Genomic DNA, 24317 nt, shown 5'->3' with positions numbered 1-24317 from the left:
CGAAACGTCTTCGGGCTGTACGCGATGATCTACGCATGACAACATGTGCGCATGGGTCCGTACACGAAGATCTACGGGAAATGAGGATGCGCATGACGCTGCTTGCCGAATATTACGTGCCGGGACTGCACGTCGAGGATCGTTCGATCAAGGTGCCGCTCGACTGGACCGGTCATGAGCCGGGACGCGGCTTCGATGGTGAATCGATCAGCTTGTTCTACCGTGTGGTCACCGCGCCCGAACACGTGCACGACGACCTTCCGCTGCTCGTCTATTTGCAGGGCGGCCCCGGTGGCGAAAGCCCGCGCCCGCTCAACCCGACCTCTGACGGTTGGATTGAAGAGGCGATCAAGCATTTCCGCGTCGTGCTGCCTGATCAGCGCGGCACTGGCCGTTCCAACCGCATTGATACGCAGGTTATGGCCCGTCTCACCCCCGCGGGAGCGCGCGCACAGGCTGACTATCTGAAACTGTTTCTCGCCGATTCGATCGTGCGCGATTTCGAACACTTGCGCCGCACCGAGTTCGGTGGCGCGAAATGGGTGACGCTCGGTCAAAGCTACGGTGGCTTCCTCACGCTCACGTACCTGTCGCTGTTCCCGGCCGGCGTAGCCGCGAGCTTCACTTGCGGCGGTATTCCGCACGTGCCTGCCGATGCGACCGAAGTGTACGAGCACACGTTCCCGCGCATGCTCACTAAAACCAAGCAGTTCTATGAGCGCTACCCGCAGGACGTTGAGCGCGTGGCGGCCATTGCCGACATGCTGCCCACTGCAGCCGAAGTGGCCGATTTCGTTTCCACGCTCACCGATTCCGTGATCGCGCCGCTGGGCGGCGACGATCTTGGACACCGTCTGGGCGTGATCGCCGGCATGACTGCGCACGGATTCCCGATGCTGCCCAACGGTGACCCGCTCACCGTGGAACGTTTGCAATGCCTTGGTTCTGATTTTGGTATGAAGCCGAGTTTCGAACGCGTGCACTGGATCCTCGATGCTGCGTTCCTCGACGGTGATGGCAGTGCGAACGCTGATTCGCCACTGTCGGACGAGTTCTTGAGCAAGGTGCAGGCGGCTACGTCATCGCGGCCGTTGTATTGGCCGTTGCAGGAGTTTATTTACGCGAACGGTGAGATGGACAAGCCGATTCGTTGGGCTGCACAGCGTGTGCGTGACACGAAGAGCGAGTTCGCGGCCAGCGTGCGCCCGCTCAACTTTACCGGCGAGGCAATGTTCCCGTGGATGTTCGAACAGGAGAATGCGCTGCGCCCGTTCAAGCCGGCGATGGACCTGCTCATGGAGGATACGCGCTTCGGCGTGATCTACGACGCTGAGCAGCTTGCGCGCAACGAAGTGCCGCTTGAGGCCGCCGTGTACTTCGATGACATGTACGTTGATTCCGGCATGCAGCTCGACACGCTGAGCCGCGTCGGCAACTCGCACTACTGGACCACCAACGAGTTCGAACACGACGGCAACCACGGTGACCGCGTTTTCAAACATCTTTATACGGAGGCGCTGAACCGCGGCGACTTGGCATCGCTGTTCTAGCCTTCAGCCAACCTCGTCATAGCACGAAAGGACATCATTATGAGCATGGATATCACCATTGGATTCATCGGCTACGGCAACATGGCTCAGGCTATCGCACGCGGTCTCGTTGATGCAGGAGTAGTCAACGGTGGTCAAATCGTTGCCTGCGCGGCACACTATGACAAGCTCGAGCACACTACGGCCGAACTTGGCGCGCGCCCACTGCACAACGCGACCGAAGTTGCCGCGGCGGCCGACGTCGTGGTCATTGCGATCAAACCGTACCAGATCGAGGCTGTTGTCGGTCCGATCGCCGCCGAACTGGCCAAACCCGGCAAGATCGTCGTCTCGATCGCTGCCGGTTGGGATCTCGGCAAATACCGTGAATTGTTCGGTGCGGACTTCGAGAACATCCACGTCCAGTGCACGATTCCGAACACGCCGATGGCGGTCGGCAAAGGCGTGCTCGTTACCGAAGCGGACAATACGCTTACCGGCGCGCAGAACGAAACGTTTGAAGCGTTGTTCTCGCCGATCAGTCTGATCGAACGCGTTGATACTGCGCACATGAACATCGCCATGTGCATCGCCGGCTGCGCGCCCGCCTTCACTGACATGTACATCGAGGCGCTCGGCGACGCCGGTGTCAAATACGGTTTGCAACGTGCCGCCGCCTATCGCATGGCCGCCAAAATGATCGAAGGCGTGGGCGCACTGTACATGGCCACTGAAACGCATCCCGGTGCAATGAAGGATGCTGTCTGCTCGCCGGGCGGCACCACCATCCGCGGCGTCGCACAACTGGAGAAGGACGGCTTCCGCGGCGCGATCATCAACGCTGTTGACGCAATCGAAGCGTAGTGACTGATAAGGCACGGTTGAAACGCAGGTGAGACACAGTTGAGACTGGCAATAACCAGCAAGTTAACGGGCGAGTGCAGGAAAACTTCTGCGCTCGCCCGTTATCGTAGATGCTGGTATTCGCATATAACCTCACCTAATAACCCACCGCTCATATCCACATAATGAGACGACAGTGTAGTCGTTGAGGCGGCTCACAGGGATTCATCAGCTGTTTTTGTTCCACGCATAAATAGCCGCATATAACCATCGCTAATATGCTGATTTCGCATTTACGCCATAATGCCCCCAAAACCCTTCATACACTGGCATCACCGCCGCAAGCGGCGCCAGAAGGCCGAATCCAGCCGAACGGCGGACACAAGAAGGGAATCATTATGAACGTCAAGAAAATCCTCGCGGGAGCATTAGCCGTACTCACACTGGTCGGCACTGCTGCCTGCGGTTCGGCCTCCGCCGACAGCGCCAACACCGTGAAAATCGGCGTAGTGGGAGACAGCAACGAAGTTTGGGACCAGTCCGTCATTCCTGCCCTCAAGAAGGAAGGCATCAACGTTGAACTGGTAAAGTTCTCCGACTACATTCAGCCCAACGAAGCACTTGCTAAGGGTGATATCGACCTCAACGCTTACCAGGGCTACATCCTCATGGACGACTTCAACAAGACGCACAACAATGCGCTCGCTGCCGTTGGTGAAACCGTGCTCAACCCGATCAGCCTCTACTCCGACAAGGCCAAGAAGGTCGAGGATATTCCTGAAGGTTCCGAAGTAACCATCGCCAACGATGACGTCAACGCCGCACGTGGCCTGCTGCTGCTCCAGTCCGCTGGACTCATCAAGCTCGACTACAAGGAAGGCACCAACCCCACCCCGGACGACATCGTCTCCAACCCGAAGAACCTGAAGATCACCGAGCTTGAAGCCTCACAGACCGCCCGCTCCCTGCCTGACGTGGGCGCCAGCGTCATCAACGTGTTCATGGCTCTCGACGCCGGCCTCAACCCCAAGTCCGACGCCATCTACATCGAACCGGTCAACGAGCAGTCCAAGCCGTACTACAACATCATCGTCTCGCGCGCCAAGGATAAGGACAACGAAACCTATAAGAAGGTTGTTGACGCTTACCGCACCGACGAGAGCAAGAAGATTATCGAAGACCTGTACAAGGGCGCTGTCATCCCTCTGTGGTGACGAACACACCCCAGTGGCTGCCGATCGCACAGTTTGGCAGCCACTGGGGTGAAACACAGTAACGCGGCAAACTGCGTAAGCGAGCACAGAAGCTCACGCGGCGAGTCGCACAGTGACACAACACAGTGACACAACACACGGAAAGCACAACCATGACTACACCACTAACCACCGAACAGGCGATTGACCTGTACACCACCATGCGCAGAATCCGCAAATTTGAGGAAACAGTCAAAGCGCATATCGGCAAGGAAATCGTCGGACCAGCCCACCTGTACATCGGCGAAGAAGCAGTCGCCACCGGCGTTTGCAGCAACCTCACGCACAAGGACTACGTGACCAGCACCCATCGCGGTCACGGTCACACCCTTGCCAAGGGCGCTCGCGTCGATCGTTCACTCGCAGAACTCTACGGTCGCACTACCGGCTACTGCAAAGGCAAGGGCGGCTCCATGCACCTGGCTGACTTCAGCGTCGGCATGCTCGGTGCTAACGGCGTAGTCGGCGGCGGTTTCAACATCGCTACCGGTGCGGCGCTCGCGGTCAAGCAGCGTCATGGCAGCGAAGTCGCAGTGTGCTTCTTTGGTGACGGTGCATCCAGTCGTGGCACATTCCACGAAGCAGTCAACCTCGCCGCCACGTGGAAACTGCCAGTGATCTACGTGTGCGAAAACAACGCGTGGGCATCCACCACCCGTTTCGACGACGTCAAAAACGTCGACTATTTGTCTGAACGCGCCGCAGGATACGGTATTCCCGGCGTGACCGTTGACGGCAACGACGTTGAATCCGTGCGCGATGCAGCCGCCAAACTCATCGCTCGCGCTCGCCGCGGCGAAGGCCCCTCCATCCTCGAATGCAAAACGTACCGTCGCGACGGCCACTTTATTACTGATCCACAGCTGTACCGCAGCCAAGAAGAAGTCGAAGAGTGGAAAGAATACAACGATCCAATCGACCGATTCCGCAAGAAAATCTTGCTCAACGGCACGGTCACACAGGCTGATCTCGACGCAGCCGAAGCGGGACTCGACAAAGAGTTCGTAGACGCGCTCGAATTCGCAGCGAACAGTCCGTTCCCGACAACTGATCAGGCATTGGAAGACGTATACAGCGGTGAGGTGAACCTTTATGAGTGAGCGAATCATTACCTTCGGCGAGGCAACGCGCGAAGCCATGCTCGAAGAAATGCGCGCCGATGAGCGCGTATTCGTCTACGGCGAAGACATCGCCAAACAAGGCGGTATTTTCGGCCAGTTCGCCGGCATGAAAGACGAATTCCCCGAACGCGTACTAGACACGCCGATCTCCGAAACCGCACTCGTCGGCGCCGGCGTCGGCGCGGCCATCGCAGGAGCCAAGCCGGTCATCGATCTGCACTTCGCTGATTTCATTGGCATCGCCATGGACGAAGTCTTAAACCAGATGGCCAAAGCCCACTACATGTTCGGCGGCCAGGCCAGCATGTCGCTCGTATTGCGCGCGCCTGATGGTCTCATGAAGCACGGTGCCGCCCAGCATTCGCAGTCACTGGAAACCTGGTTTACCAACATTCCAGGTATTCGCGTTGTTGTTCCTTCCACGCCCGCCAATGGCAAGCAGCTGCTCAAAGCTGCAATCAAGGATCCAGACCCAGTCATCTACTTCGAAAACAAAGGTCTGTTCCCGGTTAAAGGCAATGTGCCTGACGATCTGCCTGATATTGATCTTGGCAAAGCTGAGATCGTCAAGCCTGGCACTGACGTGACACTGATTTCATACGGATTGATGCTTACCAAGGCGCTCGCCGCTGCGGAGGCAATCGAACGTGAGCATGGCGTAAGCGTTGAGGTTATTGATCTGCGTTCGATCAGCCCGCTTGACATGCCCACCATCTACGAGTCGGTGAAGCGCACCGGGCATTTGGTTATCGCACACGAAGCCATCAAGATTGGTGGTGTTGGTGGAGAAATCGCTGCACGCGTCGCTGAAAATCACTTCGACTATTTGCGCGGCCCGATTCTGCGCGTTGGCGCAAAATTCTCGCCGCTGCCGTTCAGCCCGGTGCTCGAGGACTATGTGCTCGCCGGCGAACGCGAAATTACTGCGGCGCTGAAAGCTGCAGCTGGACTGGGAGAGGCGGCATGAGCGAAGTCGAATCGACCACGCTGACCAATACTGCTGCAACGAGCGCACAAGGCGAGCGTGCTGCGCTGATGCGCCTCGACCATGTGACCGTAGAATTCCCCGGGCGTGACGGAAAAGCTCCATTCCACGCGGTTGATGACGTATCGCTGACCATCAGCAAGGGTGATATTTACGGCATTATCGGTTTTTCCGGTGCGGGCAAATCAACACTCGTGCGCACGATGAACGTGCTGCAGCGCGTTACCTCCGGCAGTGTAACGTTCAACGGCAAGGAAATCTCATCCCTGTCCGAGAGCGAGCTCAAACCGGTACGCCGCAAGATCGCAATGATCTTCCAGCATTTCAATCTGATGCCTTCACGCACAGTGCTGGACAATGTGACGTTGCCGCTTGTGCATGAGCGCATCTCAAAGGCTGATGCAAAAGCCAAGGCGTTGCGACTGCTTGATCTTGTTGGCATTGCTGATAAAGCAAACGTGTACCCACGTCAACTTTCCGGCGGTCAGCAGCAGCGTGTAGCAATCGCTCGCGCGCTTATCGGCGATCCAGAGATTTTGCTGTGTGATGAGGCTACGAGTGCTCTCGATCCGCGCACCACACGTTCGATCCTCACGCTGCTTAAAGACCTCAACGCGCGACTTGGTTTAACGATTGTGCTGATTACTCATCAGATGCAGGTTGTGAAAGATATTTGCACGCGTATCGCCGTAGTTGATCACGGTCGACTCGTTGACGACGGTGGCATTCTTGACGTATTCGCGCATCCGACGAGCGAACTGACACGCGAGTTCATCTACACATCCGGCAATATCAACAAAGGTCTTGAACTCGTTCGCACGCACGATCTATTTGCTGCTGAGCGTGACGCAGGCAACGTATACCTGCTTTCCTCTGTTGGTCAGGGTGCTGAAGAGACACTGATGGCTGACGTGCACCGTCGCTACGGCGTGACCGGCAACATTATTTTTGGCAACGTGGATGTTATTCACGATACGCCGTTCGGTATGATTCTCGTCTCGCTCGAGGGTACGCCTGATGCGGTACGTGGCGCATTGGAATACTTCGCAACGGTTGGTGTTGAAGCAACCCCGCTAGCTGACGTACATGTGAACGAAACCCAAGCGGAAGGGGAAGATGATGAGTGACGTGCTCAACACGCTGCTGCCTAACGTTTCGCAGATCTGGCCCGAAGTGTGGGAGGCAACCGGCGAGACTGTGTACATGGTGGTTGTCGGTGCGATTATCGGTTATGCGATCGGCCTCGTTTTTGGTTTGTTGTTGCTGCTCACCGGCCGTGGTGGACTGCTGCGCAATGCGATCGTGTACAACATCCTCGACAAAGCTGTAAACATCCTGCGCTCGATCCCGTTCATCATCCTCATGGCGCTGCTCGTCGGTGTTACGCGCGTAATCGTAGGCACATCTATTGGCACGAACGCAATGATCGTGCCAATTGTTGGCGCCACGATCCCGTTCTACGCGCGACAGGTTGAAAACGCGTTGCTGGAAATCGATAACGGTCTTGTTGAAGCAGCAAAAGCTTCAGGCTTGGGCACACTCGACATCATTTGGCGCGTGTACCTGCGCGAAGGGCGTGTGCCAATTATTCGCGTGTCCGCCTTGTCGTTCATTAACGTTGTTGCGTTTTCCGCAATGGCTGGCGTAGTCGGCGGTGGCGGTCTCGGTAACCTAGCAATCATCCGCGGCTACAACCGCTTCCAAGGTGATGTGACGCTCGTAGCGACGCTCATCATCCTGATTATCGTGTTCATCAGCCAATTTCTGTGCAACTGGCTGGCACGCAGGCTGCAGCACTAACTGCAGCTGGTCGGCGTCGACTGGAGCCTTCAATGTTGCGTGTGGTCTTGTGCTTTCGACTACAAGCGGCACAAGGCGACAGTCGGCGTCTTTTTACATAAGACGTATTTCTCTATTTGTTAGTGCAATCGGCAGTGGCGCGATTGCACGCATCACCATTGGTAAGGAGCAGTGACCAAGATGACGACAACAGGTGCATGGACGCCTCGATTTGCAAGCGTCGCACAAACTGTGCCGCCGAACGTGTTCGCTGACATGGACGTAAAAGTCGCTAAGGCTGTCGCTGCTGGCGCTGACGTGATTGACCTAGCAAAAGGTAACCCGGATGCCTATCCGGCTGAATTCATTCGCGATGTTGCTAAATCATCCGTTGACGATCCACTCAACGCACGATACACGCCGTTCGATGGTAAGCCAGCATTTCTTGAAGCTGCAGCCGGCTGGTATCAGCGCGTTCATGGCGTAGCACTTGATTGGCGTACGCAATTATTTGCTGTTGAAGGTGCAGTAGATGGGCTCGCGGGCCTATTTGCGATTCTTGTGGAGCGCGGGGATGCTGTTGCTTTTGCAGACCCGTACTATCCGTCATATCACTGCATGTCAGTCATGTACGGCGCTGAAGAGATTTTGCTGCCTGCCAAACGTGAGCTTGGCTGGTTGCCGGATCTCGACGCGGTTGACGAGGACGTGTGGCGCAGACTGCGCGTGCTGGTGCTCAACTATCCAAACAATCCCACGGGAGCGCAAGCACCTGCAAGCTTCTTTGCTCATGCGATTGAACTCGCCAAACGCTACGGATTCCTTATTATTCACGATTTCGCATACACCGGACTTGGCGTACACGATCAGCAAGTCAGCTATCTGACATTGCCGGGCGCTACCGATGTGGGTGTGGAAGTTAACTCGCTGTCGAAGATGTACGCGATGGCCGGCTGGCGCGCCGGATTCGTTGCCGGCAATCCGGATGTGATCGCGCGCCTCAAGCAATACCACTATCAAATGGGATCCATGGTTACTGGCATGGTGCAGGATGCTGGCATTGTTGCGCTCAACTCTGACCAAAGCTGTGTGGCTGAACTTGCCGCACGTTACGCTGCTCGACGCAAGGTTGTTTCCGACGGTTTGCGTGCGCTTGGACTTGACGTATTTGACTCGCCCGGCGGCGTCTACGCGTGGATCGCCACACCGGAAGGTTGGAGCGGCCAGCAGTTTGCTGACGCGTTACTCGACAAAGCGTCTGTTGCGGTATTGCCAGGTACGTGCTTCGGGCGAGTGGGTGCGAACTATGTGCGCTTGAGCTTGCTGAAAGATGAAGCGCAGCTGCGTGAAGCGGTACGACGCATCGGTCAAGCCGGTGCTGCAATCGGACTGTGAGCGTGCATACGTTGTTGCGCTACTAGTGATGCGGTAACTTTGCGAAATAGTGAAGTTGCCGCATCATCATTTTTGACATCATCATATGTGTTGGTGAACAGCCGGTATCGAACACGCCGTATCGCGGGGGAGTGGCCAACGTCCACCTTGGCTTTAGACTGGGAAGCATGTCTCTTACTATTGGAATCGTTGGTTTGCCGAATGTTGGCAAGTCCACTATGTTCAACGCGCTGACGCGCAACAATGTTCTCGCTGAGAATTATCCGTTCGCTACCATTGAGCCGAACACTGGTATCGTGCCGCTGCCGGACGATCGCCTGCCGGTGCTTGCCAAGCTCGTGCACACTGAGAAGGTTGTGCCCGCAACCGTCACATTTGTTGATATTGCAGGCATTGTCAAGGGTGCTTCCGAAGGCGAAGGCTTGGGTAATAAGTTCCTCGCCAATATTCGTGAGGCGGACGCGATCTGCGAGGTCGTGCGCGCTTTCGAAGACGACGATATCGTGCACGTCAACGGCAAGGTCGACCCGGCTGACGACATCGACACGATCAACACTGAGTTGATCCTCGCTGACATGCAGACCATCGAGAACGCGCTGCCCAAGCTCGAAAAGGACCTGCGCGGCAAGAAGATCGAGCCTGCGTACATGGACGCGGTCAAGAAGGCCAAGGCCATTCTCGAATCTGGCCGCACGATTGATCAGGCTGCTTCCGCTGGCGAAATCGACAAGGCTGATATTTACGACCTGCACTTGATGACCGCTAAGCCGTTCATCTACGTGTTCAACGTGGATGATAACGAGCTGGCTAACGATGAGCTCAAAGCTAAGCTTGCTGCTTCTGTTGCTCCTGCGCCCGCAGTGTTCCTTAACGCTCAGTTTGAGGCTGATCTGACTGATCTTGATGAGGCTGACGCTCGTGAAATGCTTGCTGATGCTGGTCTTTCCGAGTCTGGTCTTGACCAGCTGGCTCGTGTTGGCTTCGACATCCTCGGCCTGCAGACCTTCCTGACTGCAGGCGAGAAGGAAGTGCGCGCTTGGCAGATCCACAAGGGCTGGACCGCCCCGCAGGCCGCCGGCGTGATTCACACCGACTTCGAAAAGGGCTTCATTAAAGCCGACATCGTCTCCTACGACGATTTCGTTGCCGCTGACGGCTCCATGGTCAAGATCAAGGAGGAAGGCAAGCTCCGCCAGGAAGGCCGCGACTACGTGATGCAAGACGGCGACATCGTGGAATTTAAATTCAACGTGTCTAAGAAGTGATCGCGGCGATTGCCGGGTAGCATCGGGGGCCTTGGAATCCCAGTGATTCCAAGGCCCCCAGCACATGGTGGTCGCTGGCTGTTGTGGTGTGGTCTATGTTGGGAACGGTGTATCACCGGGGTCTGCGCCCGGCGTGACGGACGATTGGATCGGGGAGAAAGCCACGGTGCCAATCGTGGACATAATCGTGTTTTGTGTAGCGCGAAATGGGGCCTCTCCATCACACGGCGTTCTGTAATGGAGTCATGACCAACAACAGTGCCAACAATTCAGCAATCTCCATTCAGGTTATGGTGGCCGGCCGTGTGCGTGTCTCACCGGATCTGCCTTTCGGCAACGGGTGCGGACTGGTCCGCGGTTCGGGCTTTTTCGTGCCCGCGTCCAAGCGCATATGGCTGCCCGTGTGCGCGTTCCTCGTCACCACGCCGCACGGCCGTATCCTGTTTGATACCGGCTGGGGCCGGGACATGAGTCCGGACGGCGTCTACGACCGTGGAGCGCAGATCCGCTCTCTCGGCTCATGGTCTCTGTATCGGGTCAACCAGGGTGTAGTGGGTCCGGGGATGACCGTGCCTGAGCAGCTGGCCGCGCAGGGCCTGTCCCCGGCTGATCTCGACGTGGTGGCGATATCCCATCTTGATTGTGATCACGCGAATGGACTGCGCGGCGTGAGGGACGCCCGGCGCATCATGGTATCCAGGGACGAGATGCGGTGCGCCACGCGGTTCCCGAACAGCCTCGTGCGCTTCAATGCCTCGTGGTGGAGGGGAATCGACCTCGACCTGTACGACTGGAACGACCATGAGGGCCCCGCCGGACGATCCTACGACCTGTTCGGCGACCGCAGCGTGCAGCTCATCAACATCCCTGGCCACACCGACGGTCAGGTGGCCATGAAGATCACGGCGCCGTCGGGCCGGTACGTACTGCTGTTCGCCGACGGCGGTTACGCCACGCGATCATGGAGGGACATGGTTACGTCGGGCATCGTCTACGACCGTCACGCGCAGCGCTCCTCGCTCGAATGGATCCGCGAGCAGAGCCTGTCGCCGCTGTGCGTGCGATCGGTCGCCTGCCACGACACGGCGAATCGTCCCGAGACGATCCTGCTGAGCTGAAATGGCGCACGTCACGGCACGATCAGTGCGTCCAGTGCGGCGAACACCGTGTTGACGATTCCGTCCACTCCCCGCTCGTGTACCTTGGAAGGGTCGTGCAGCCAGAACGTGGTGGCCGACACCATCGATGAGGCGACGATCTCCAGAATCAGCTCGCGGTTGACAGTGGGACGGCGCGGACCTTCCGTCCGTGGTTCCTCACCGCCGTCAGTCATCCGCAGTCTGCATTGCCGCTTGATGGCGTCCTTCCATCGTTCAATGAACCGAACGTCGGGCGCCGAGACGAGCAGCGCGCGGAACGCGTCCTCGTTGGCCCGGATGTAGTCCAGCGTGGGCATGAGCGTGACGCGCGCTGCTCCGTACGCATCCCCGTCATCGGCATCCCTGACGGTCAGCGGCTCGTTCAGCTCCTCGAGGTCCCTCACCAGTCGACGTTCCAACGTCTCGAGCACCTCGCCAACGTGGTGGTGGTGCGCATAGAACGTGCTGCGCGCCACGAACGCTTTCGCGCACAGCGTTTTGACTGATGGCAGCTCAACGCGCCCCGTCGGGCCGGACGGATCGGCGCCTTCGTTGAGCAGATCGATGAGCGCGCGCTCGATGGCAGACTCGACGTCGTCCCGCGGCTTAGGCGCAACGGGCGGCGGATTGGCATGTGAGGTCTCCATGTCTCAACTCATATCCGCCATTCCGGACAGGTGACCCCATCGCCGAGGGCGCCAACACCAAGGGTGATAAGGCGTTGTTCACCCGGCGTGCATCCCGACTCGTGGGGTTTCGCGTGGTCTTACTCAGGAATATTGGTACATTGCCGGCAGAGTCGCTGTCAAGGCGGATGACTGAGATCAATGCGTGGGAACGAGCGACTGTTGCAGAAGAGCGAGCCGGTCGAATTTAAATTCAACGTGTCTAAGAAGTGATCGCCGCATAGTGCCGAGGCCTTTTGAACCTTAGTGATTCCAAAGGTCTCGGCTTATATTTGCGTTCAGTTGTTGTGTGGGCTTGTGCTTGGGGCGTTTTGTCGTGTGTCTGAGTGTCTGCGGGAAGGTGCGGATCGTCAGCGAGAACTAATCAGTCTTTCGGGAGCTCAATTTCTACATGAGTTTCTCCGCTGATTCTTCGGATAGTCGCTGCGGTCACTTTCGCCTCGTTCCCGAAAGGATCAAGATTGTCGGGAAGCGGGACGGTCCCGATAAGAGTTCCGGTGAATCGTACCGCCAAGTATTGTGATGTCGGTCTCACCGTGACCCACATGCGTGTGTTGTCGTCAAGGTCGGACAGAAGGATGTCTATTCCTTGCGTTGGCACAATACTCACTACCCGTTCGGTTGGCGATAGTACTATTTTGTGAGGCTTGGCGTTGACGAACCCGCCGCGAGTTTCAGAACGGCGCATGCTCTCCTTCTGAGTCTGCGAACTCCGAATCGGTTTAATCTCAGGTTCCGGTTTCGAAGGTAGAACGACCTGTGAAGATAAATCGACCGGCGCATGCTCGTCTGGCATTTGTAGACGAAGCTGCCATTGGTTCTGGTCTCGGTCCTTAGCGCGATCAGGGATGTGAGCCAGCATGACAGCACCGTCGGCGGGAACCTGTCCACAATGGCGCTCCATCTGGTATTTGCTGATGTGACCAATCTCCTCGCCATCAAGGTAGACCCAATATGTCGGATAGCCGAGATATTTGCCAGAACGAATTCTGTCTTCGGTCACGTATACCCACAGCCATGCGTCGTATCCGTAACTGCGCAAGATGTCTTGATGATGTTCATCGCCGGAAATTTCTACACCGCAGTCCATGCTCTCGATGATGTGACCTTTTGGCTGGACGTTGATTGGCGTGGTGCTAAGGCCTTTAAGATAGGCGCTTTTGGCGAATATCTTGTCTTTACGGCGTCTCTCGGTGATGGCACGTTGCGCGGATTTCCGTTGTTCCTCCGTGGATAGAAACCTTGGCCTGTCCATGGTCCTCAATCGATGCCAGCACGCAAGCGTCTGTCTGGCGTCCTGAAGCGCGCGATGTGCTTCTTCATCGGCGACACCCAACAATTTCGAGAGCTCAAGAAGACTCATCGAAGGAGCATTTGGGAACATGTCGCTGCCAAGGCGCTGTGTATCGATGACATTGTTGGCAAGATGCGGACAGCCCATTCGATCCGCTTCCCGGTTTATTGCGGCGATGTCATATGAGATATTGTGTCCGATGATTGTAAGGGACATCATCGATTCAATGAATACTGGTATGACTTGTGCGGCCTCGGGCTGTTCAGCGGTGTCAGCTTCCGTGATTTTGGAAAACAGTTTCGCTGATACAGGTAAGTCTCCGACCGGCGTGATCAGCTGCTCATACTCGTGAATCGGAAAGCCATTGCGGAGAAGAATCGCTCCGATCTCCACCACTTGTGTGCCAATCTCTGAACTGATCGTTTCCGTATCCAATACAACCGCGTCGGCCGCTATTGCGGCCGTGCGGAATTCCACCAATGCGGTTGGTGCCGATACGGATCTGCTTACTGGATTATCCGGATGGTCCGATAGAGGTAGAGGAACGACTTGCCGTACTTCATCTTGAGATTGTGATGCATGGCGTCCTTTGCGGCTTCCGAACGGCCAGGAAAACAATCTCATGCATCCTCCTCGTTGCACTTGCATCCGAACTGGAATCGTTCGGCGTGATCTTTCATCTTGCTCTTGCTGGCTCGTGTGCCGATATTGGCTGAGCCGGATGAGTCTTTCATCCCGTTACAGGTACCAAGCATCTTCGCATATTGGCTAAAGCATATCAACATGGACATATCAGTGGGCAGTACCTGGGCAATCCATGGCGAATAGTGCGGATTGCTTGGCTTAGCAAAGTAACCGTGTTGCGCTTTTTCAAACATTGATCTTGCTTATTCCCAATGCAATGGATGATGTATGCCCTCGTCGTAGTGATGATGTTCGGAAAGAAAGTCAATGAGCTCATTGAAATACGAATCGTCGCCGTTGATCTTATCCGTCAGGTAGAACAACGCGATCAACGCCTGCGCGACTGATCGTTGCTTGTAGTCGAAGTCCGGGTATCGGCGGCGCATGTCTCGGGTGACCGGCGGCACGATGACCATTTCGCGGTGCCATAGCCTGCTGTGATGCGAGCATAGGTTGCGCAGATAGACCATCGCGTGGATGATCTCGGATGCGGTGCGCAGGTTGGTGCGTATGCCAAGCGACCGGTACAGCTCCTTGAGCGCCTCCGTGTCCTTATGCAGGCTGAGCATGCGTGAGACGGTATCGAACGGCATGGTCTCCACCGCCGCCCATATCGGCACTGGTTCGCTCGCTTTCCGATAGTGTCGGATGCATATCTCGTTCGACATGTCCATCCATTTGCGGATGTTCGCAACCAGTGAAGTGCGAAGCTCGACGCCTTTGCGGTTGGTGATCAGCTCGTACGAGTCAATGTCCGCGTATGAGTATGCGCCGCCATTCCGGGCGATGAGATACGCGAAACGAGACCGTACCGTCAACTCGATAAGAGCCGTGCCCCGCAGGATCTTGGAACGTAGTTCACCGTCCAGTCGACACGGTTCGAGGAAGTCCGAAACATTGACGTTCGGTTTGAAGTCGTTGTCCCCGTGCGCTGGATCAATCTGAAACGCGCGGAAATAACCGGACAACCGATAGTAGTTGGAATCAAACAAAATCTGGCGCATCTCATCGTGATCCGGTACGGTCAGGCCCCGTGACTCCATGAGTTCGATCATCTCATCCAAGTTTTTCGCGGGCTTCACTGACACCTCCGGAAATGAAAAGAGCCTCCCGGGTTGCGCACTGTAAGGAGGCGTGGAAGGCTGCTGTTGTCATTGAATTTAGCATCTGGTCTTGACTGGCAGTGATTTTGGCCTTACTGCACTACGATGGTGCAGGATGATCACAACGTTGTGTGACTATTCTGAGCAAGAGGCGACACAGTCCGGCGACATCGTCGAGTTCAAGTTCTCCCCAACGTCTAAGAAGTGATTTTCGGGTAGTGTTGAAGGCCTTGGAATCCCAGTGATTCCAAGGCCTTTGTCTACACTGTATTCAGTTTCGTTGTCGTATGGAGTTGCATCGTGATGAACACGGTGCATTGGGTATCTGATCGGAGGAGCTGGAGGAGCGGATATGACCGGTTATGTGCTGCGTCTGTATGACACCCCGCTGCTCCGGTTTGATGCCGCGTACGGTGAAGGGCTGTTGGCCGGCAAGGTCGAGGCCCGTATCCGTTGGTTTGATGAGTCGAAGCGGACGCTGCTGCCGTTCCCGTTGGCCCCTCAGCCGGATGATGCGAAGCTCGCCGTTTGGCTGGAGCGGCGTACCATCCCGAAGAACCGCGAGTTCGCGGCTCAGATCCTCGCGCAGGCCGGACTGAACATCGCGGATACGCTCGGCATCATCGATCTGTGCAAGGGATTGTCGGTCAACGATTCGTTCTGGGTCGAACACGACGACGAGAATCTGAATTTCGCGGACATCAATCTGTATGACAATCCGTTGGACGAGACGCTCGCGATCGTGGCGTATACGGGGTATACGTCGAGTGAGAAGCATGCGGTCGGTCTGTCGGGCGAGTGGACAACGGGTGGGCAGTTCCCGAAGGCATGGCGGCATACGGATGGTGGCCTGGAGCTGTGGAAGGCGGGTTCCGAAGGGTATGCGAACGCGGGCTTGGAACCGTATTCCGAGTATCTCGCCTCGCAACTGGCGCACAAGCTCAGCGTGAACGCGGTCGAATATCGGATGGCGCGTTGGAAGGGCAAGCTGGCGTCGGTGTGTCCGTCCATGAATTCGAAAGACATATCGTTTGTGCCGTTCTACGCGGCCACGCAGCTCGCATCGTTCCCGGAGATTCTCGCGGCCGCCCGTGCTGTGTCGGAAACATCGTTCGAGGCGATGCGCACGATGCTCGTGTTCGATGCGCTCATCGTCAATCAGGATCGTCACGCCAACAACCACGGGTTCCTGCGCGACAACCACACCGGTCGTATCCTCGGCCCGGCGCCTCTGTTCGACCACAACATGTCGCTGTTCAAGAACGACATGCGCTCCGATTGGGAGCATGGTGCGTGGACGCCGAAGGTACTGGAGGAACGTCAGCCGTCGAACTCGCGCATGACGTTCCGAGACCAGTGTGCGGCCATCATGGGGGTCGCGCAGCATGAGATGCTGCGCAAGGCATTGGACGTCACGTTGGAGAACGATCCGACGTATCCGCTTGAGGACGGCCGCATCGAGGCACTGAACGACTATCTGCACGCCGCGGCCCGAGCGCTGCTCGACATCCCCGTGGTGGACGAGGCGAAACTTGCCGCGCAGCTCGACGCACTGCAGCCCGCGGTCAAGAACGCGCCCGCGATTCTCAACAACAGACTGCTTGAGAAGGGATAATCGGACGAGTTCAATCTCCCCAATGTCTAAGAGGCGAATGCCGGGTAGTGTCATGGTCTTGGACGGGGAGCATGTCCTAGAACCTCCGCGCTACGTGTGCGACCAATGGCAACATGGCAACGGCCAGCACGAACGTCATCGCCAGAACTGCTCCCGCTGAATAAACGCTGTACGCCCAGCCGTATGCGATCTGCCCGAGAGGCTGGGCGCACATACTCGTGGAGAGCGCGAGCGACATCACCTTGCCGGTCATGTTCTCGGGGCAGCTCATCTGGATCGCTGGCACGGCGATGAGGTTCGCGAGGGTGATGGCGACCATGGTTCCGCAGGTGCTCGCCGTGAGCGTCGCAAGGCGCGCTCCATCGCCGGTGGGAAGCGCCATGACGAGCGCCTGGGGCAGGATGGTGAGCGAGAAGGCGACGATTGCCATCGGGAATCGCCGCATGGAAAGCGACTTTGCAATCCGTCCGCCGACGAGCGCGCCGAGCAGGCCCGACGCTCCCACGAGACCGTATGCAAGACCGTACGCCGTGGAGTCGAACCCCAGCACGGTCCGCACCATGTAGGGGAAACCGACCTCCGCATAGCCCGTCACCAGAAAGTTGAGCGCGGCGCAAAGCAGCACCAGATACAGTACATGGGGGCGTTCGCGAGTGAGGAAACGCCCGGCGCGTACAAGGTCATCAAGGGCGGAGGTTCGCCCATCGCCACCGCGTTCGGGGGCGCCGAGCCGGATGAAGCACTCCACGACTGCGGCCGTGCCGAATCCCACGATGGTGATGCCCATCATGGGCATGGCGCCCACCGCCGCGTAGAGCACGCCGCCGATCACGGCGGGCACGAGCGTGCTTGTCTGGTTCACCACGTTCACCACGGCCATCGCGCGACGCATCACGTCCTCGCCGTGGGAGCGGAACATCTGCGGCAGCGCCGCCTGCACCGTGGGCGTCTCCATGGCATCGAGCACGGCGAGCACCACCTGCATCACGGCGATCGCCGCCAGGTTGAAGCCGACGGCCGAGAAGATAGTGGCGCAGACGAGCACCGTTGCGGCGGAGAGCGCATCGAGTGCCACCATGACGGTCCGGCGGTTCATGCGGTCCGCCACCACGCCGCCAAGAGGCGAGAGCAGGATCGTGGGCAGGATACTCGCTGTGAGGATGGACGCGAATGCCGCGGCCGATCCGGTCTCGTCAAGCACCCACATGGACATGGCGAACCGCAACATGAGGTTGGCGAAGAGCGATATGCCGAGACCTGCGACAAGCAGATAGAAGTCGCGTACGTGAAGAGGGTCCGCGGTTGGGCTGCTTTGTGGTTGAGTCGTGTATTCGGACGTGTTCGTCATTATTGAATTCCTTTCCTTGGTATTCATGGGCATCCATTCAGACCGACCGTCGGTCTGTTATGGTGATAAAAAATGCGCCACGGCAAAGGACGCACAAACGTCCTTTCACTTGGGCGCCATAATTTGCAAGCCAGCGTGCCCGGGGACGGCCTATGCGGACGCCGCTTCCCCCTCTGTCGTCAGGGCTGTGAGGCCTTTGACCGCTCGTAGGATGAGCGTCTCGTCGAACACCGGTACGCCGATGGCGTCAAGCATCGTGGCGAGGCAGCGGATACGGCGTTCCATGTCGGTGCGGTCGGCGGGATAGAAGCAGGGCATGAGCCAGTAGTTGCCGAGGAGCGAGAGCAGTTGTGCCGCTTCCTCGGGATATGCTGTGGGAATCGAGCCGTCCTGCACGCCCATGTCGATGAGCGAGCGGAAGGATTCGGGCAGTCCCGTCGACCAGAAGCGCATGTTCGCGGTGAAGAACGCGGGATCCTTGAGCAGTGCGAGCTGGGATCGAACGAGATCCAAGTGATCGGGGGCGTCCACGGCGGAAATGATGAGTGCGCGCAACTTCTCCAACGCGCTCATGTCATCACGCTCGATGAGTTCGTCGAGGAGACGCGCGGTGACGGCCCACTCGTCGGCGTTCAATTGATCAAGGATCGCCTCCTTCGATTTGAAATGGTGATAGAGCCCGCCTTTGGAAAGACCCAGATCGTTCAGGATGTCCTGGATGGATGTCTTCTCGTAGCCTTTTTCAGTAAAGAGTCTGCGGGCGGAATCAAGGATTCGTCGTTCGGTCTCCTTGGGATGTGTATTGTGCGCCATGCGGTTCCACCTTTCAATCTTGACGCCGATAAGCATACAGACCGTCGGTCGGTCTGTCAAATGGTCTAATAGACTATCATGCGCTGTGCTTGAATATCCACAACAAGGCAGGATGAAAAAGACCGGCAAACATCGAGCCTCAATTCAATGTGTCTGAGGACAGATAAATGACTTTTGAAATGACACGATTTCACTTCTGGATGACTATCCGTCGGCTGCGCAAGTGTGGGGGAATGGACGGCTGTTGCGGTACGGCAAGTCGGTCGAGTTCAAGTTCTCCCCAACGTCTAAGAAGTGATTGCTTCATAGCATCGAGGGCCTTGGAATTCCAGTGATTCCAAGGCCCTTGTCTATACTGTATCCAGTCGTCCGCATGCGGAATCGTTTTGTGGCTGAACTGATGCGTGCTTGATTGGAGGGGTGGATATGACTGGTTATGTGTTGTGTCTGTATGATGTTCCGCTGCTTCGGTTCGATGCCTCGTACGGTGAAGGGCTGTTGGCTGGCAAGGTCGAGGCCCGTGTTCGTTGGTTCGATGAGTCGAAGCGGGCGTTGCTGCCGTTTCCGTTGGCTCCTCAGCCGGATGATGCGAAGCTTACCGCTTGGCTGGAGCGGCGGACCATTCCGAAGAATCGTGAGTTCGCGGCGCAGATCTTGGCGCAGGCCGGGTTGAATATCGCGGATACGCTGGGCATCATCGAGTTGTGCAAGGGGTTGTCGGTCAATGATTCGTTCTGGGTCGAACGCGACGATGAGAATCTCAGGTTTGCGGATATCAATCTATATGACAATCCGTTGGATGAGACGCTTGCCATCGTGGCGTATACGGGGTACACGTCGAGCGAGAAGCATGCGATCGGCCTGTCGAGTGAGTGGACGACGGACGGGCAGTTCCCGAAGGCGTGGCGGCATACTGGCAACGGGTTGGAACTGTGGAAGGCTGGTTCCGAAGGGTATGCGAATGCAGGCTTGGAACCGTATTCCGAGTATCTCGCCTCTCAGCTGGCGCGCAAGCTCGGCGTGAACGCGGTCGATTACCGGATGGCTCGGTGGAAGGGCAAGCTGGCGTCGGTGTGTCCGTCGATGAATTCGAAGGACATATCGTTTGTGCCGTTCTATGCGGCCACGCAGCTCGCTTCGTTTCCTGAGATTCTCGCAGCTGCCCGTGCGGTGTCCGAGGCCTCGTTCGAGGCGATGCGCACGATGCTCGTGTTCGACGCGCTCATCGTCAACCAGGACCGTCACGCCAACAACCACGGGTTCCTGCGCGACAACCGCACTGGCAGAATCCTCGGCCCGGCACCTCTGTTCGACCACAACATGTCATTGTTCAAGAACGATATGCGTGCCGATTGGGAGCGTGGGGCGTGGACGCCGAAGGTGCTGGGGGAACGTCAGCCGTCGAATTCGCGTATGACGTTCCGCGATCAGTGTGCGACCATCATGGGGGTCGCGCAGCATGAGATGTTGCGTAAGGCGTTGGACGTTACGTTGGAGAACGATCCGACGTATCCGCTTGAGAAGGGTCGTATCGAGGCGCTGAACGACTACCTGCACGCTGCTGCCCGCACGTTGCTCGACATCCCCGTGGTGGACGAGGCGAAGCTCGCCTCCCAGCTCGACGCGCTGCAACCCGCAATCCAGAGCGCGCCCGTGATTCTTAACGACAGACTGCTAGGGGAAGAATAATCGTTCGAGTTCAAGTTCTCCCCTATGTCTACGAAGTGATTGTCGGGTAGCATCAAGGGTCTTGGAATCGCCAGGATTCCAAGACCTTCGTTTATTTCGGCCATGCGGAACTCTTCAGGGGGTGCTTCCATCTCGAATCGCCGTGCCGGACGCCATTGGCAGTCTCGGAGTTGTGCCATAGACAGGTCTTCACTCACCGCCCGCCAACCGCTACGGACGGGTCATCAGATAGTTGGTGAATGAAACAGTCCCGATTGTCGGATGCCGAGTCTCGACCGTGCGGAATCCATGACGGGCAAAGAACGGATGTGCGGTGATGCTGGCGTGGACGGTGAGACGTACGATACCATGGTCGGCCGTGAATTGCTTCACTCGCGCAAGCAGCAACGTGGCGACGCCCAGACGCCCGTACGCCGGGGCGACGAACAACATGTCGATGTATCCGGAGTCGTCCACGTCGATGAAACCGATTGGAGTGCCGATTGTGGAATCGGGCGAATCGCCGTCACAGGCGTCGCCGGCCAGTGCGGCGACCCATGTATGCGCCGCCATCCGACGGATATTCCATCCGGCGGCCGAACCGACTCGGCCGGCCCACGTGCGCGTCTGTTCTGCATCGTAATCCCGCGACGCCGTTTCGAGGATAGCGCGACGGAAAACTTGCATCGTTGCCGTCGCGTCGGATGGCCGATACTCCCGGATGATGATCTGCATGATTTTCAAGTGTAGAAGGTGCAGGCCCTATGAGAAGGCAACGCCGACTGCCGTTCGAAGTCGAGGGCCTTGGGACTCGTAATTCCGAGGCCTTGTCATTTCGATGGCGCGTAACGCATCTCATGCGGTTGAGAAGTTGTGAGGAGCCATATCTCTCCGCAGGAATGCAGGTCTTGACAGTGTGTGCTCGCACTATCTGCTGATCTTCACCGTGACGTTGCGCGGGATAGCAGCGCGACGATTCCGAGAGTGACGATGATGATTATGGCAGCCGTGGCGAAGCTGCCGGTCATAGCGGATTCGTAGGCGCGGGAGGCTGCCTGCTGCATCAGGTCTCCTGTTGTACCCATGAATCCGGCCGCTTGTTGGAAGTCCTGTGCCACGGATCCGGCGGATTGCAGATTAAGCCCGGCAGATTGTGCGAGATCGTGGAATTTCGTGGCATACAGTCCGCTTTGTATGCTGCCGAAGATGCCCACGCCGATGATGGAGCCGAACTGTCGGAACACGGTCAACAAACTGGAACCAGCACCGGATTGTTCGGCAGGAACTCTGCCCATGGCCCATGTCAGCATCGCCGGTTGACCGGCACCCAAGCCGAAGCCAGCAACGACCTGACCGACCAGCACCGTCGACTGCTCCATCACTCCGTTGCGCCAACACATGGCGGCGCCGATCGTCAGCGTGCCTGCGGACAGGCATCCCAAGGCCAGCAGGCTCGTGCCGCGCGAGCCGATCCGGGAGACGATCCAGTCGTTCATTCGCGACCCCACAATGGACGCGACGACCAACGGCATCAGCAGCATTCCGCCAACCAGCGCGCCGTGGCGCAGCACCGTCTCCAGATAGGCTGGCATGATGAAGATGATGCCGTACATCGAGAAGTTCAGCATCATCAATGCCGGCGCACAGGCGGCAAACGACGAATCCCTCATCAATCCGAGTTCCATCAGCGGATTGCGGGACGTGCGGTCATGCAGCACGAACCCTGTGATCAGCACAACGCCGACCGTCATCGGAATCCAAGCATCCGCAGACAGGACGCCATGCTGCGCATTGACTAGACTGGCAGAAAACAGCGTGAACCCGGCGAACATCATCGCCACCGACATCCACGGAATCTGCAATGAGCGGGTTGCATGCGATGCGTTCATCCGCGGAACGTTCATGCGGATGACCACGATCACGGCGAGGAACACCACGCCGTCGAACCCGAAAATACCGCGCCATCCCAGCATTGCGGTGATCGCTCCGCCAACGAGAGGCCCAAACGGCACGCCCAAAGTGCCGGCTATCGCCCATGCGGTCATGGCGCGGGACAATTCAGGGCCCCGAAACAGAATGCCGAGCAGCGCCTGCCCCATCGGAATAACCACGCCCGCGCCAGCGCCCATGATCGACCTTGAAACGAGTAGTACCGGCACGTTCCCAGCCATAAGGCCGATCGCGGATGCGACGACGAACATGCTTAATCCTGCGAGCATGGTCTTCAGATGGCCGAGACGGTCGCCAAGAAATCCAGCCAGCAGCACCACGGCCGCGAACACGAGATTGTAACTGGAAACGATCCACTGCTGTTCAGCCATGCCCGCGCCGAGCGACTCAGCAATATTCGGCAGCGCTACATTGAACGCTGTGGTGTTGATCATCATCACCAGTTCGGCCGCGCACAGGCACACTAGGGAACGGTTCAGATCCTTTCCCTCCGTATCAGCATCATGCATAATCAATCCTTTAAGATACGTACAAGTTTCTTATAAACCACATGGCATTATAGATAGCTGCAAATAAGAAACGCCGTGGTATCTTGTAATCAGTGACGTGAATGATGTGCAGATGCGACGCCCATGCCGTGAACGGAGATGAGATTATGGAAGCGGAAAATATTGCGCCCAAGCAGACGCGCCGACGTGGCGAGGCTCTGAAAACGGCCATTCTGGAGGCCGCGTGGGAGCAGCTGTCCAGGTGTAGTGCCGAAGAGTTTACCTTCGACAACGTGGCTGCTAGGGCGCTCACTAGCAAGCCGGTACTCTACCGTCGATGGTCGAACCGCACAGAGTTGTTTGTGGCTGCCATGAAGCAGCATCGCAGTCACGCCGCCATCGAACGCCCGAACACTGGCACGCTCAGGGGTGACATCATCTCTATTCTCCTGCAGCTCAACCGCAAACAGTCTGACGCGGTGATGGTGCTGGCCAAATTCGGCGTCTACGCTAATTGGCTCGGCGTAAGCGCGCATGAACTCTACGAGCGTACGATGATGAGCGACCAACCCAGCATTATGATGGCCATCGATAATGCGCGGGCGCGTGGCGATATCACTTGTGAACTGCCAGAATCGTTGCTGCGCATGCCCGGGGAGCTCGGCCGCGCGATCATCTTGCGCGACATGCGGCCCTTGTCCGAAGCGGACATCATCACCACTGTTGACGAGCTGTTTCTGCCGCTCGTCGATCATTACGAGCAACAGTCGCGAATCGCCGCCAAGAAGTAAAGCGCCGGCGGGAATGGCGGGCGGAACTCCGTAAGCCGGCTGACTCCGTGGCATAATCGGGCGTATGCGTATTGTGATTCAGCGTGTATCTCAGGCCAGTGTTGATGCCGTCAACGAATTGGGGACGCTTGACCCAACATTCGAACCGCAGCAGATCGGGCCGGGCTATATGATTCTCGTCGGCGTATCTGACACGGACGGCGAGGAGGAGATCGCCTGGCTCGCGCACAAAGTGTTGTGCTTGCGCGTTTTCGAGGACGAGCAGGGCAAGATGAACCGTTCCATTCAGGACATCGGCGGCGAGATCCTTTCCATCTCCCAGTTCACGTTGTTCGCCGACGTGCACAAGGGCAATCGCCCGAGCTTCATCGGTGCCGGCAAGCCCGAACATGCGGATCTCATGTGGATCAAATTCAACGAGGCATTGCGCTCTGGGGGAGTGAAGGTGCGCGAGGGCCGCTTTGGCGCGCACATGCGAGTCGGCCTGATCAACGACGGGCCGGTTACCATCGTTATCGACACTGACAAGGACATGCGCCGCAAATAGCCGTTGCATAGTATTCGCATA

The 24317-nt window shown here is 57.5% G+C and carries 22 protein-coding genes; 14 read left to right on the top strand and 8 right to left on the bottom strand.

Going from position 1 to position 24317, the window contains the following annotated elements:
• Positions 1-92 precede the first annotated feature (92 nt).
• The 10 genes from D2E25_RS02110 to D2E25_RS02065 all read left to right on the top strand — a co-directional run bounded on the left by D2E25_RS02110 (position 93) and on the right by D2E25_RS02065 (position 11288).
• On the top strand, positions 93-1550 hold the full coding sequence (locus D2E25_RS02110) for an alpha/beta fold hydrolase (RefSeq protein WP_125979380.1): 1458 nt from the start codon (positions 93-95) through the stop codon (positions 1548-1550).
• A gap of 39 nt (positions 1551-1589) precedes the next feature.
• On the top strand, positions 1590-2393 hold the full coding sequence (gene proC, locus D2E25_RS02105) for a pyrroline-5-carboxylate reductase (RefSeq protein WP_125979379.1): 804 nt from the start codon (positions 1590-1592) through the stop codon (positions 2391-2393).
• A gap of 377 nt (positions 2394-2770) precedes the next feature.
• Positions 2771-3586, top strand: a complete 816-nt coding sequence (locus tag D2E25_RS02100) for a MetQ/NlpA family ABC transporter substrate-binding protein (protein WP_125979378.1) — start codon at positions 2771-2773, stop codon at positions 3584-3586.
• Positions 3587-3738: 152 nt separating this feature from the next.
• Complete coding sequence (locus D2E25_RS02095) at positions 3739-4725, top strand: thiamine pyrophosphate-dependent dehydrogenase E1 component subunit alpha (RefSeq protein WP_125979377.1); 987 nt, start codon at positions 3739-3741, stop codon at positions 4723-4725.
• Positions 4718-5713, top strand: coding sequence for an alpha-ketoacid dehydrogenase subunit beta (locus D2E25_RS02090; RefSeq protein WP_125979376.1), 996 nt, complete (start codon positions 4718-4720; stop codon positions 5711-5713). The genes D2E25_RS02095 and D2E25_RS02090 overlap by 8 nt, the downstream gene beginning before the upstream one ends.
• Entirely contained in the window at positions 5710-6858 is a 1149-nt protein-coding gene (locus D2E25_RS02085; protein ID WP_125979375.1) for a methionine ABC transporter ATP-binding protein, read from the top strand. The genes D2E25_RS02090 and D2E25_RS02085 overlap by 4 nt, the downstream gene beginning before the upstream one ends.
• Positions 6848-7531 carry a methionine ABC transporter permease gene (locus D2E25_RS02080; RefSeq protein WP_241216925.1) on the top strand — a complete coding sequence of 228 codons (684 nt, stop codon included), beginning with the start codon at positions 6848-6850 and terminating at the stop codon, positions 7529-7531. The genes D2E25_RS02085 and D2E25_RS02080 overlap by 11 nt, the downstream gene beginning before the upstream one ends.
• Positions 7532-7711: 180 nt before the next feature.
• Positions 7712-8905, top strand: coding sequence for a pyridoxal phosphate-dependent aminotransferase (locus D2E25_RS02075; RefSeq protein WP_125979374.1), 1194 nt, complete (start codon positions 7712-7714; stop codon positions 8903-8905).
• A gap of 167 nt (positions 8906-9072) precedes the next feature.
• Positions 9073-10170: a redox-regulated ATPase YchF gene (ychF, locus tag D2E25_RS02070; protein ID WP_125979373.1), complete on the top strand. Its 1098-nt coding sequence runs from the start codon at positions 9073-9075 to the stop codon at positions 10168-10170.
• A gap of 245 nt (positions 10171-10415) precedes the next feature.
• Positions 10416-11288 (top strand): N-acyl homoserine lactonase family protein, encoded by an 873-nt coding sequence (locus D2E25_RS02065; protein WP_125979372.1) that lies wholly within the window; start codon positions 10416-10418, stop codon positions 11286-11288.
• A gap of 11 nt (positions 11289-11299) precedes the next feature.
• Here D2E25_RS02065 and D2E25_RS02060 read toward each other — a convergent pair whose 3' ends face one another.
• From D2E25_RS02060 to D2E25_RS02045, 4 genes are all read right to left on the bottom strand, one after another.
• On the bottom strand, positions 11300-11956 hold the full coding sequence (locus D2E25_RS02060) for a hypothetical protein (protein WP_125979371.1): 657 nt from the start codon (positions 11954-11956) through the stop codon (positions 11300-11302).
• Positions 11957-12359: 403 nt separating this feature from the next.
• Entirely contained in the window at positions 12360-13913 is a 1554-nt protein-coding gene (locus tag D2E25_RS02055) for a 3'-5' exonuclease (protein WP_164514662.1), read from the bottom strand.
• Positions 13910-14167 (bottom strand): hypothetical protein, encoded by a 258-nt coding sequence (locus D2E25_RS02050; protein WP_125979369.1) that lies wholly within the window; start codon positions 14165-14167, stop codon positions 13910-13912. The genes D2E25_RS02055 and D2E25_RS02050 overlap by 4 nt, the downstream gene beginning before the upstream one ends.
• Positions 14168-14176: 9 nt before the next feature.
• Complete coding sequence (locus tag D2E25_RS02045; protein WP_241216923.1) at positions 14177-15055, bottom strand: Abi family protein; 879 nt, start codon at positions 15053-15055, stop codon at positions 14177-14179.
• A gap of 373 nt (positions 15056-15428) precedes the next feature.
• Here D2E25_RS02045 and D2E25_RS02040 point away from each other — a divergent pair, with 373 nt between their 5' ends.
• Positions 15429-16691 carry a HipA family kinase gene (locus tag D2E25_RS02040; protein WP_125979368.1) on the top strand — a complete coding sequence of 421 codons (1263 nt, stop codon included), beginning with the start codon at positions 15429-15431 and terminating at the stop codon, positions 16689-16691.
• A gap of 76 nt (positions 16692-16767) precedes the next feature.
• Here D2E25_RS02040 and D2E25_RS02035 read toward each other — a convergent pair whose 3' ends face one another.
• Both D2E25_RS02035 and D2E25_RS02030 read right to left on the bottom strand, forming a co-directional pair.
• Complete coding sequence (locus D2E25_RS02035) at positions 16768-18039, bottom strand: MFS transporter (RefSeq protein WP_125979367.1); 1272 nt, start codon at positions 18037-18039, stop codon at positions 16768-16770.
• Between the two features lie 150 nt (positions 18040-18189).
• The gene (locus D2E25_RS02030) at positions 18190-18852 is read right to left on the bottom strand and encodes a TetR/AcrR family transcriptional regulator (RefSeq protein WP_125979366.1); all 663 of its coding nucleotides are present in this window, start codon (positions 18850-18852) and stop codon (positions 18190-18192) included.
• 426 nt (positions 18853-19278) lie between these two features.
• On the opposite strand from D2E25_RS02030, the gene D2E25_RS02025 reads away from it, so the two are divergent.
• Positions 19279-20541, top strand: a complete 1263-nt coding sequence (locus D2E25_RS02025) for a HipA family kinase (RefSeq protein WP_125979365.1) — start codon at positions 19279-19281, stop codon at positions 20539-20541.
• A 210-nt stretch (positions 20542-20751) separates the two neighbouring features.
• Here the strand turns inward: D2E25_RS02025 and D2E25_RS02020 are convergent, their stop codons facing one another.
• Both D2E25_RS02020 and D2E25_RS02015 read right to left on the bottom strand, forming a co-directional pair.
• Positions 20752-21255, bottom strand: coding sequence for a GNAT family N-acetyltransferase (locus tag D2E25_RS02020; RefSeq protein WP_125979364.1), 504 nt, complete (start codon positions 21253-21255; stop codon positions 20752-20754).
• Between the two features lie 206 nt (positions 21256-21461).
• Complete coding sequence (locus tag D2E25_RS02015) at positions 21462-22979, bottom strand: MFS transporter (RefSeq protein ID WP_125979363.1); 1518 nt, start codon at positions 22977-22979, stop codon at positions 21462-21464.
• A 146-nt stretch (positions 22980-23125) separates the two neighbouring features.
• On the opposite strand from D2E25_RS02015, the gene D2E25_RS02010 reads away from it, so the two are divergent.
• Positions 23126-23749, top strand: coding sequence for a TetR/AcrR family transcriptional regulator (locus D2E25_RS02010; protein WP_164514661.1), 624 nt, complete (start codon positions 23126-23128; stop codon positions 23747-23749).
• Between the two features lie 64 nt (positions 23750-23813).
• Positions 23814-24296 (top strand): D-aminoacyl-tRNA deacylase, encoded by a 483-nt coding sequence (gene dtd / locus D2E25_RS02005; protein WP_125979361.1) that lies wholly within the window; start codon positions 23814-23816, stop codon positions 24294-24296.
• Positions 24297-24317: the final 21 nt, after the last annotated feature.

Origin of the sequence: Bifidobacterium goeldii (assembly GCF_003951095.1) — a bacterium.
GTDB lineage: Bacteria > Actinomycetota > Actinomycetes > Actinomycetales > Bifidobacteriaceae > Bifidobacterium > Bifidobacterium goeldii.
Note: the sequence above shows the minus strand (reverse complement) of the source record. Positions and strands in the feature narration are given on the sequence as shown.

Coding starts and splice junctions, on each gene's coding strand:
- D2E25_RS02030 (WP_125979366.1), bottom strand. CDS start 18,852: ATGGCGCACAATACACATCCCAAGGAGACCGAACGACGAATCCTTGAT.
- D2E25_RS02015 (WP_125979363.1), bottom strand. CDS start 22,979: ATGCATGATGCTGATACGGAGGGAAAGGATCTGAACCGTTCCCTAGTG.
- D2E25_RS02010 (WP_164514661.1), top strand. CDS start 23,126: ATGGAAGCGGAAAATATTGCGCCCAAGCAGACGCGCCGACGTGGCGAG.
- D2E25_RS02055 (WP_164514662.1), bottom strand. CDS start 13,913: ATGAGATTGTTTTCCTGGCCGTTCGGAAGCCGCAAAGGACGCCATGCA.
- D2E25_RS02060 (WP_125979371.1), bottom strand. CDS start 11,956: ATGGAGACCTCACATGCCAATCCGCCGCCCGTTGCGCCTAAGCCGCGG.
- D2E25_RS02040 (WP_125979368.1), top strand. CDS start 15,429: ATGACCGGTTATGTGCTGCGTCTGTATGACACCCCGCTGCTCCGGTTT.
- D2E25_RS02020 (WP_125979364.1), bottom strand. CDS start 21,255: ATGCAGATCATCATCCGGGAGTATCGGCCATCCGACGCGACGGCAACG.
- D2E25_RS02080 (WP_241216925.1), top strand. CDS start 6,848: ATGATGAGTGACGTGCTCAACACGCTGCTGCCTAACGTTTCGCAGATC.
- D2E25_RS02090 (WP_125979376.1), top strand. CDS start 4,718: ATGAGTGAGCGAATCATTACCTTCGGCGAGGCAACGCGCGAAGCCATG.
- D2E25_RS02075 (WP_125979374.1), top strand. CDS start 7,712: ATGACGACAACAGGTGCATGGACGCCTCGATTTGCAAGCGTCGCACAA.
- D2E25_RS02025 (WP_125979365.1), top strand. CDS start 19,279: ATGACTGGTTATGTGTTGTGTCTGTATGATGTTCCGCTGCTTCGGTTC.
- dtd (WP_125979361.1), top strand. CDS start 23,814: ATGCGTATTGTGATTCAGCGTGTATCTCAGGCCAGTGTTGATGCCGTC.
- D2E25_RS02100 (WP_125979378.1), top strand. CDS start 2,771: ATGAACGTCAAGAAAATCCTCGCGGGAGCATTAGCCGTACTCACACTG.
- D2E25_RS02050 (WP_125979369.1), bottom strand. CDS start 14,167: ATGTTTGAAAAAGCGCAACACGGTTACTTTGCTAAGCCAAGCAATCCG.
- D2E25_RS02085 (WP_125979375.1), top strand. CDS start 5,710: ATGAGCGAAGTCGAATCGACCACGCTGACCAATACTGCTGCAACGAGC.
- D2E25_RS02065 (WP_125979372.1), top strand. CDS start 10,416: ATGACCAACAACAGTGCCAACAATTCAGCAATCTCCATTCAGGTTATG.
- D2E25_RS02095 (WP_125979377.1), top strand. CDS start 3,739: ATGACTACACCACTAACCACCGAACAGGCGATTGACCTGTACACCACC.
- ychF (WP_125979373.1), top strand. CDS start 9,073: ATGTCTCTTACTATTGGAATCGTTGGTTTGCCGAATGTTGGCAAGTCC.
- D2E25_RS02035 (WP_125979367.1), bottom strand. CDS start 18,039: ATGACGAACACGTCCGAATACACGACTCAACCACAAAGCAGCCCAACC.
- proC (WP_125979379.1), top strand. CDS start 1,590: ATGAGCATGGATATCACCATTGGATTCATCGGCTACGGCAACATGGCT.
- D2E25_RS02110 (WP_125979380.1), top strand. CDS start 93: ATGACGCTGCTTGCCGAATATTACGTGCCGGGACTGCACGTCGAGGAT.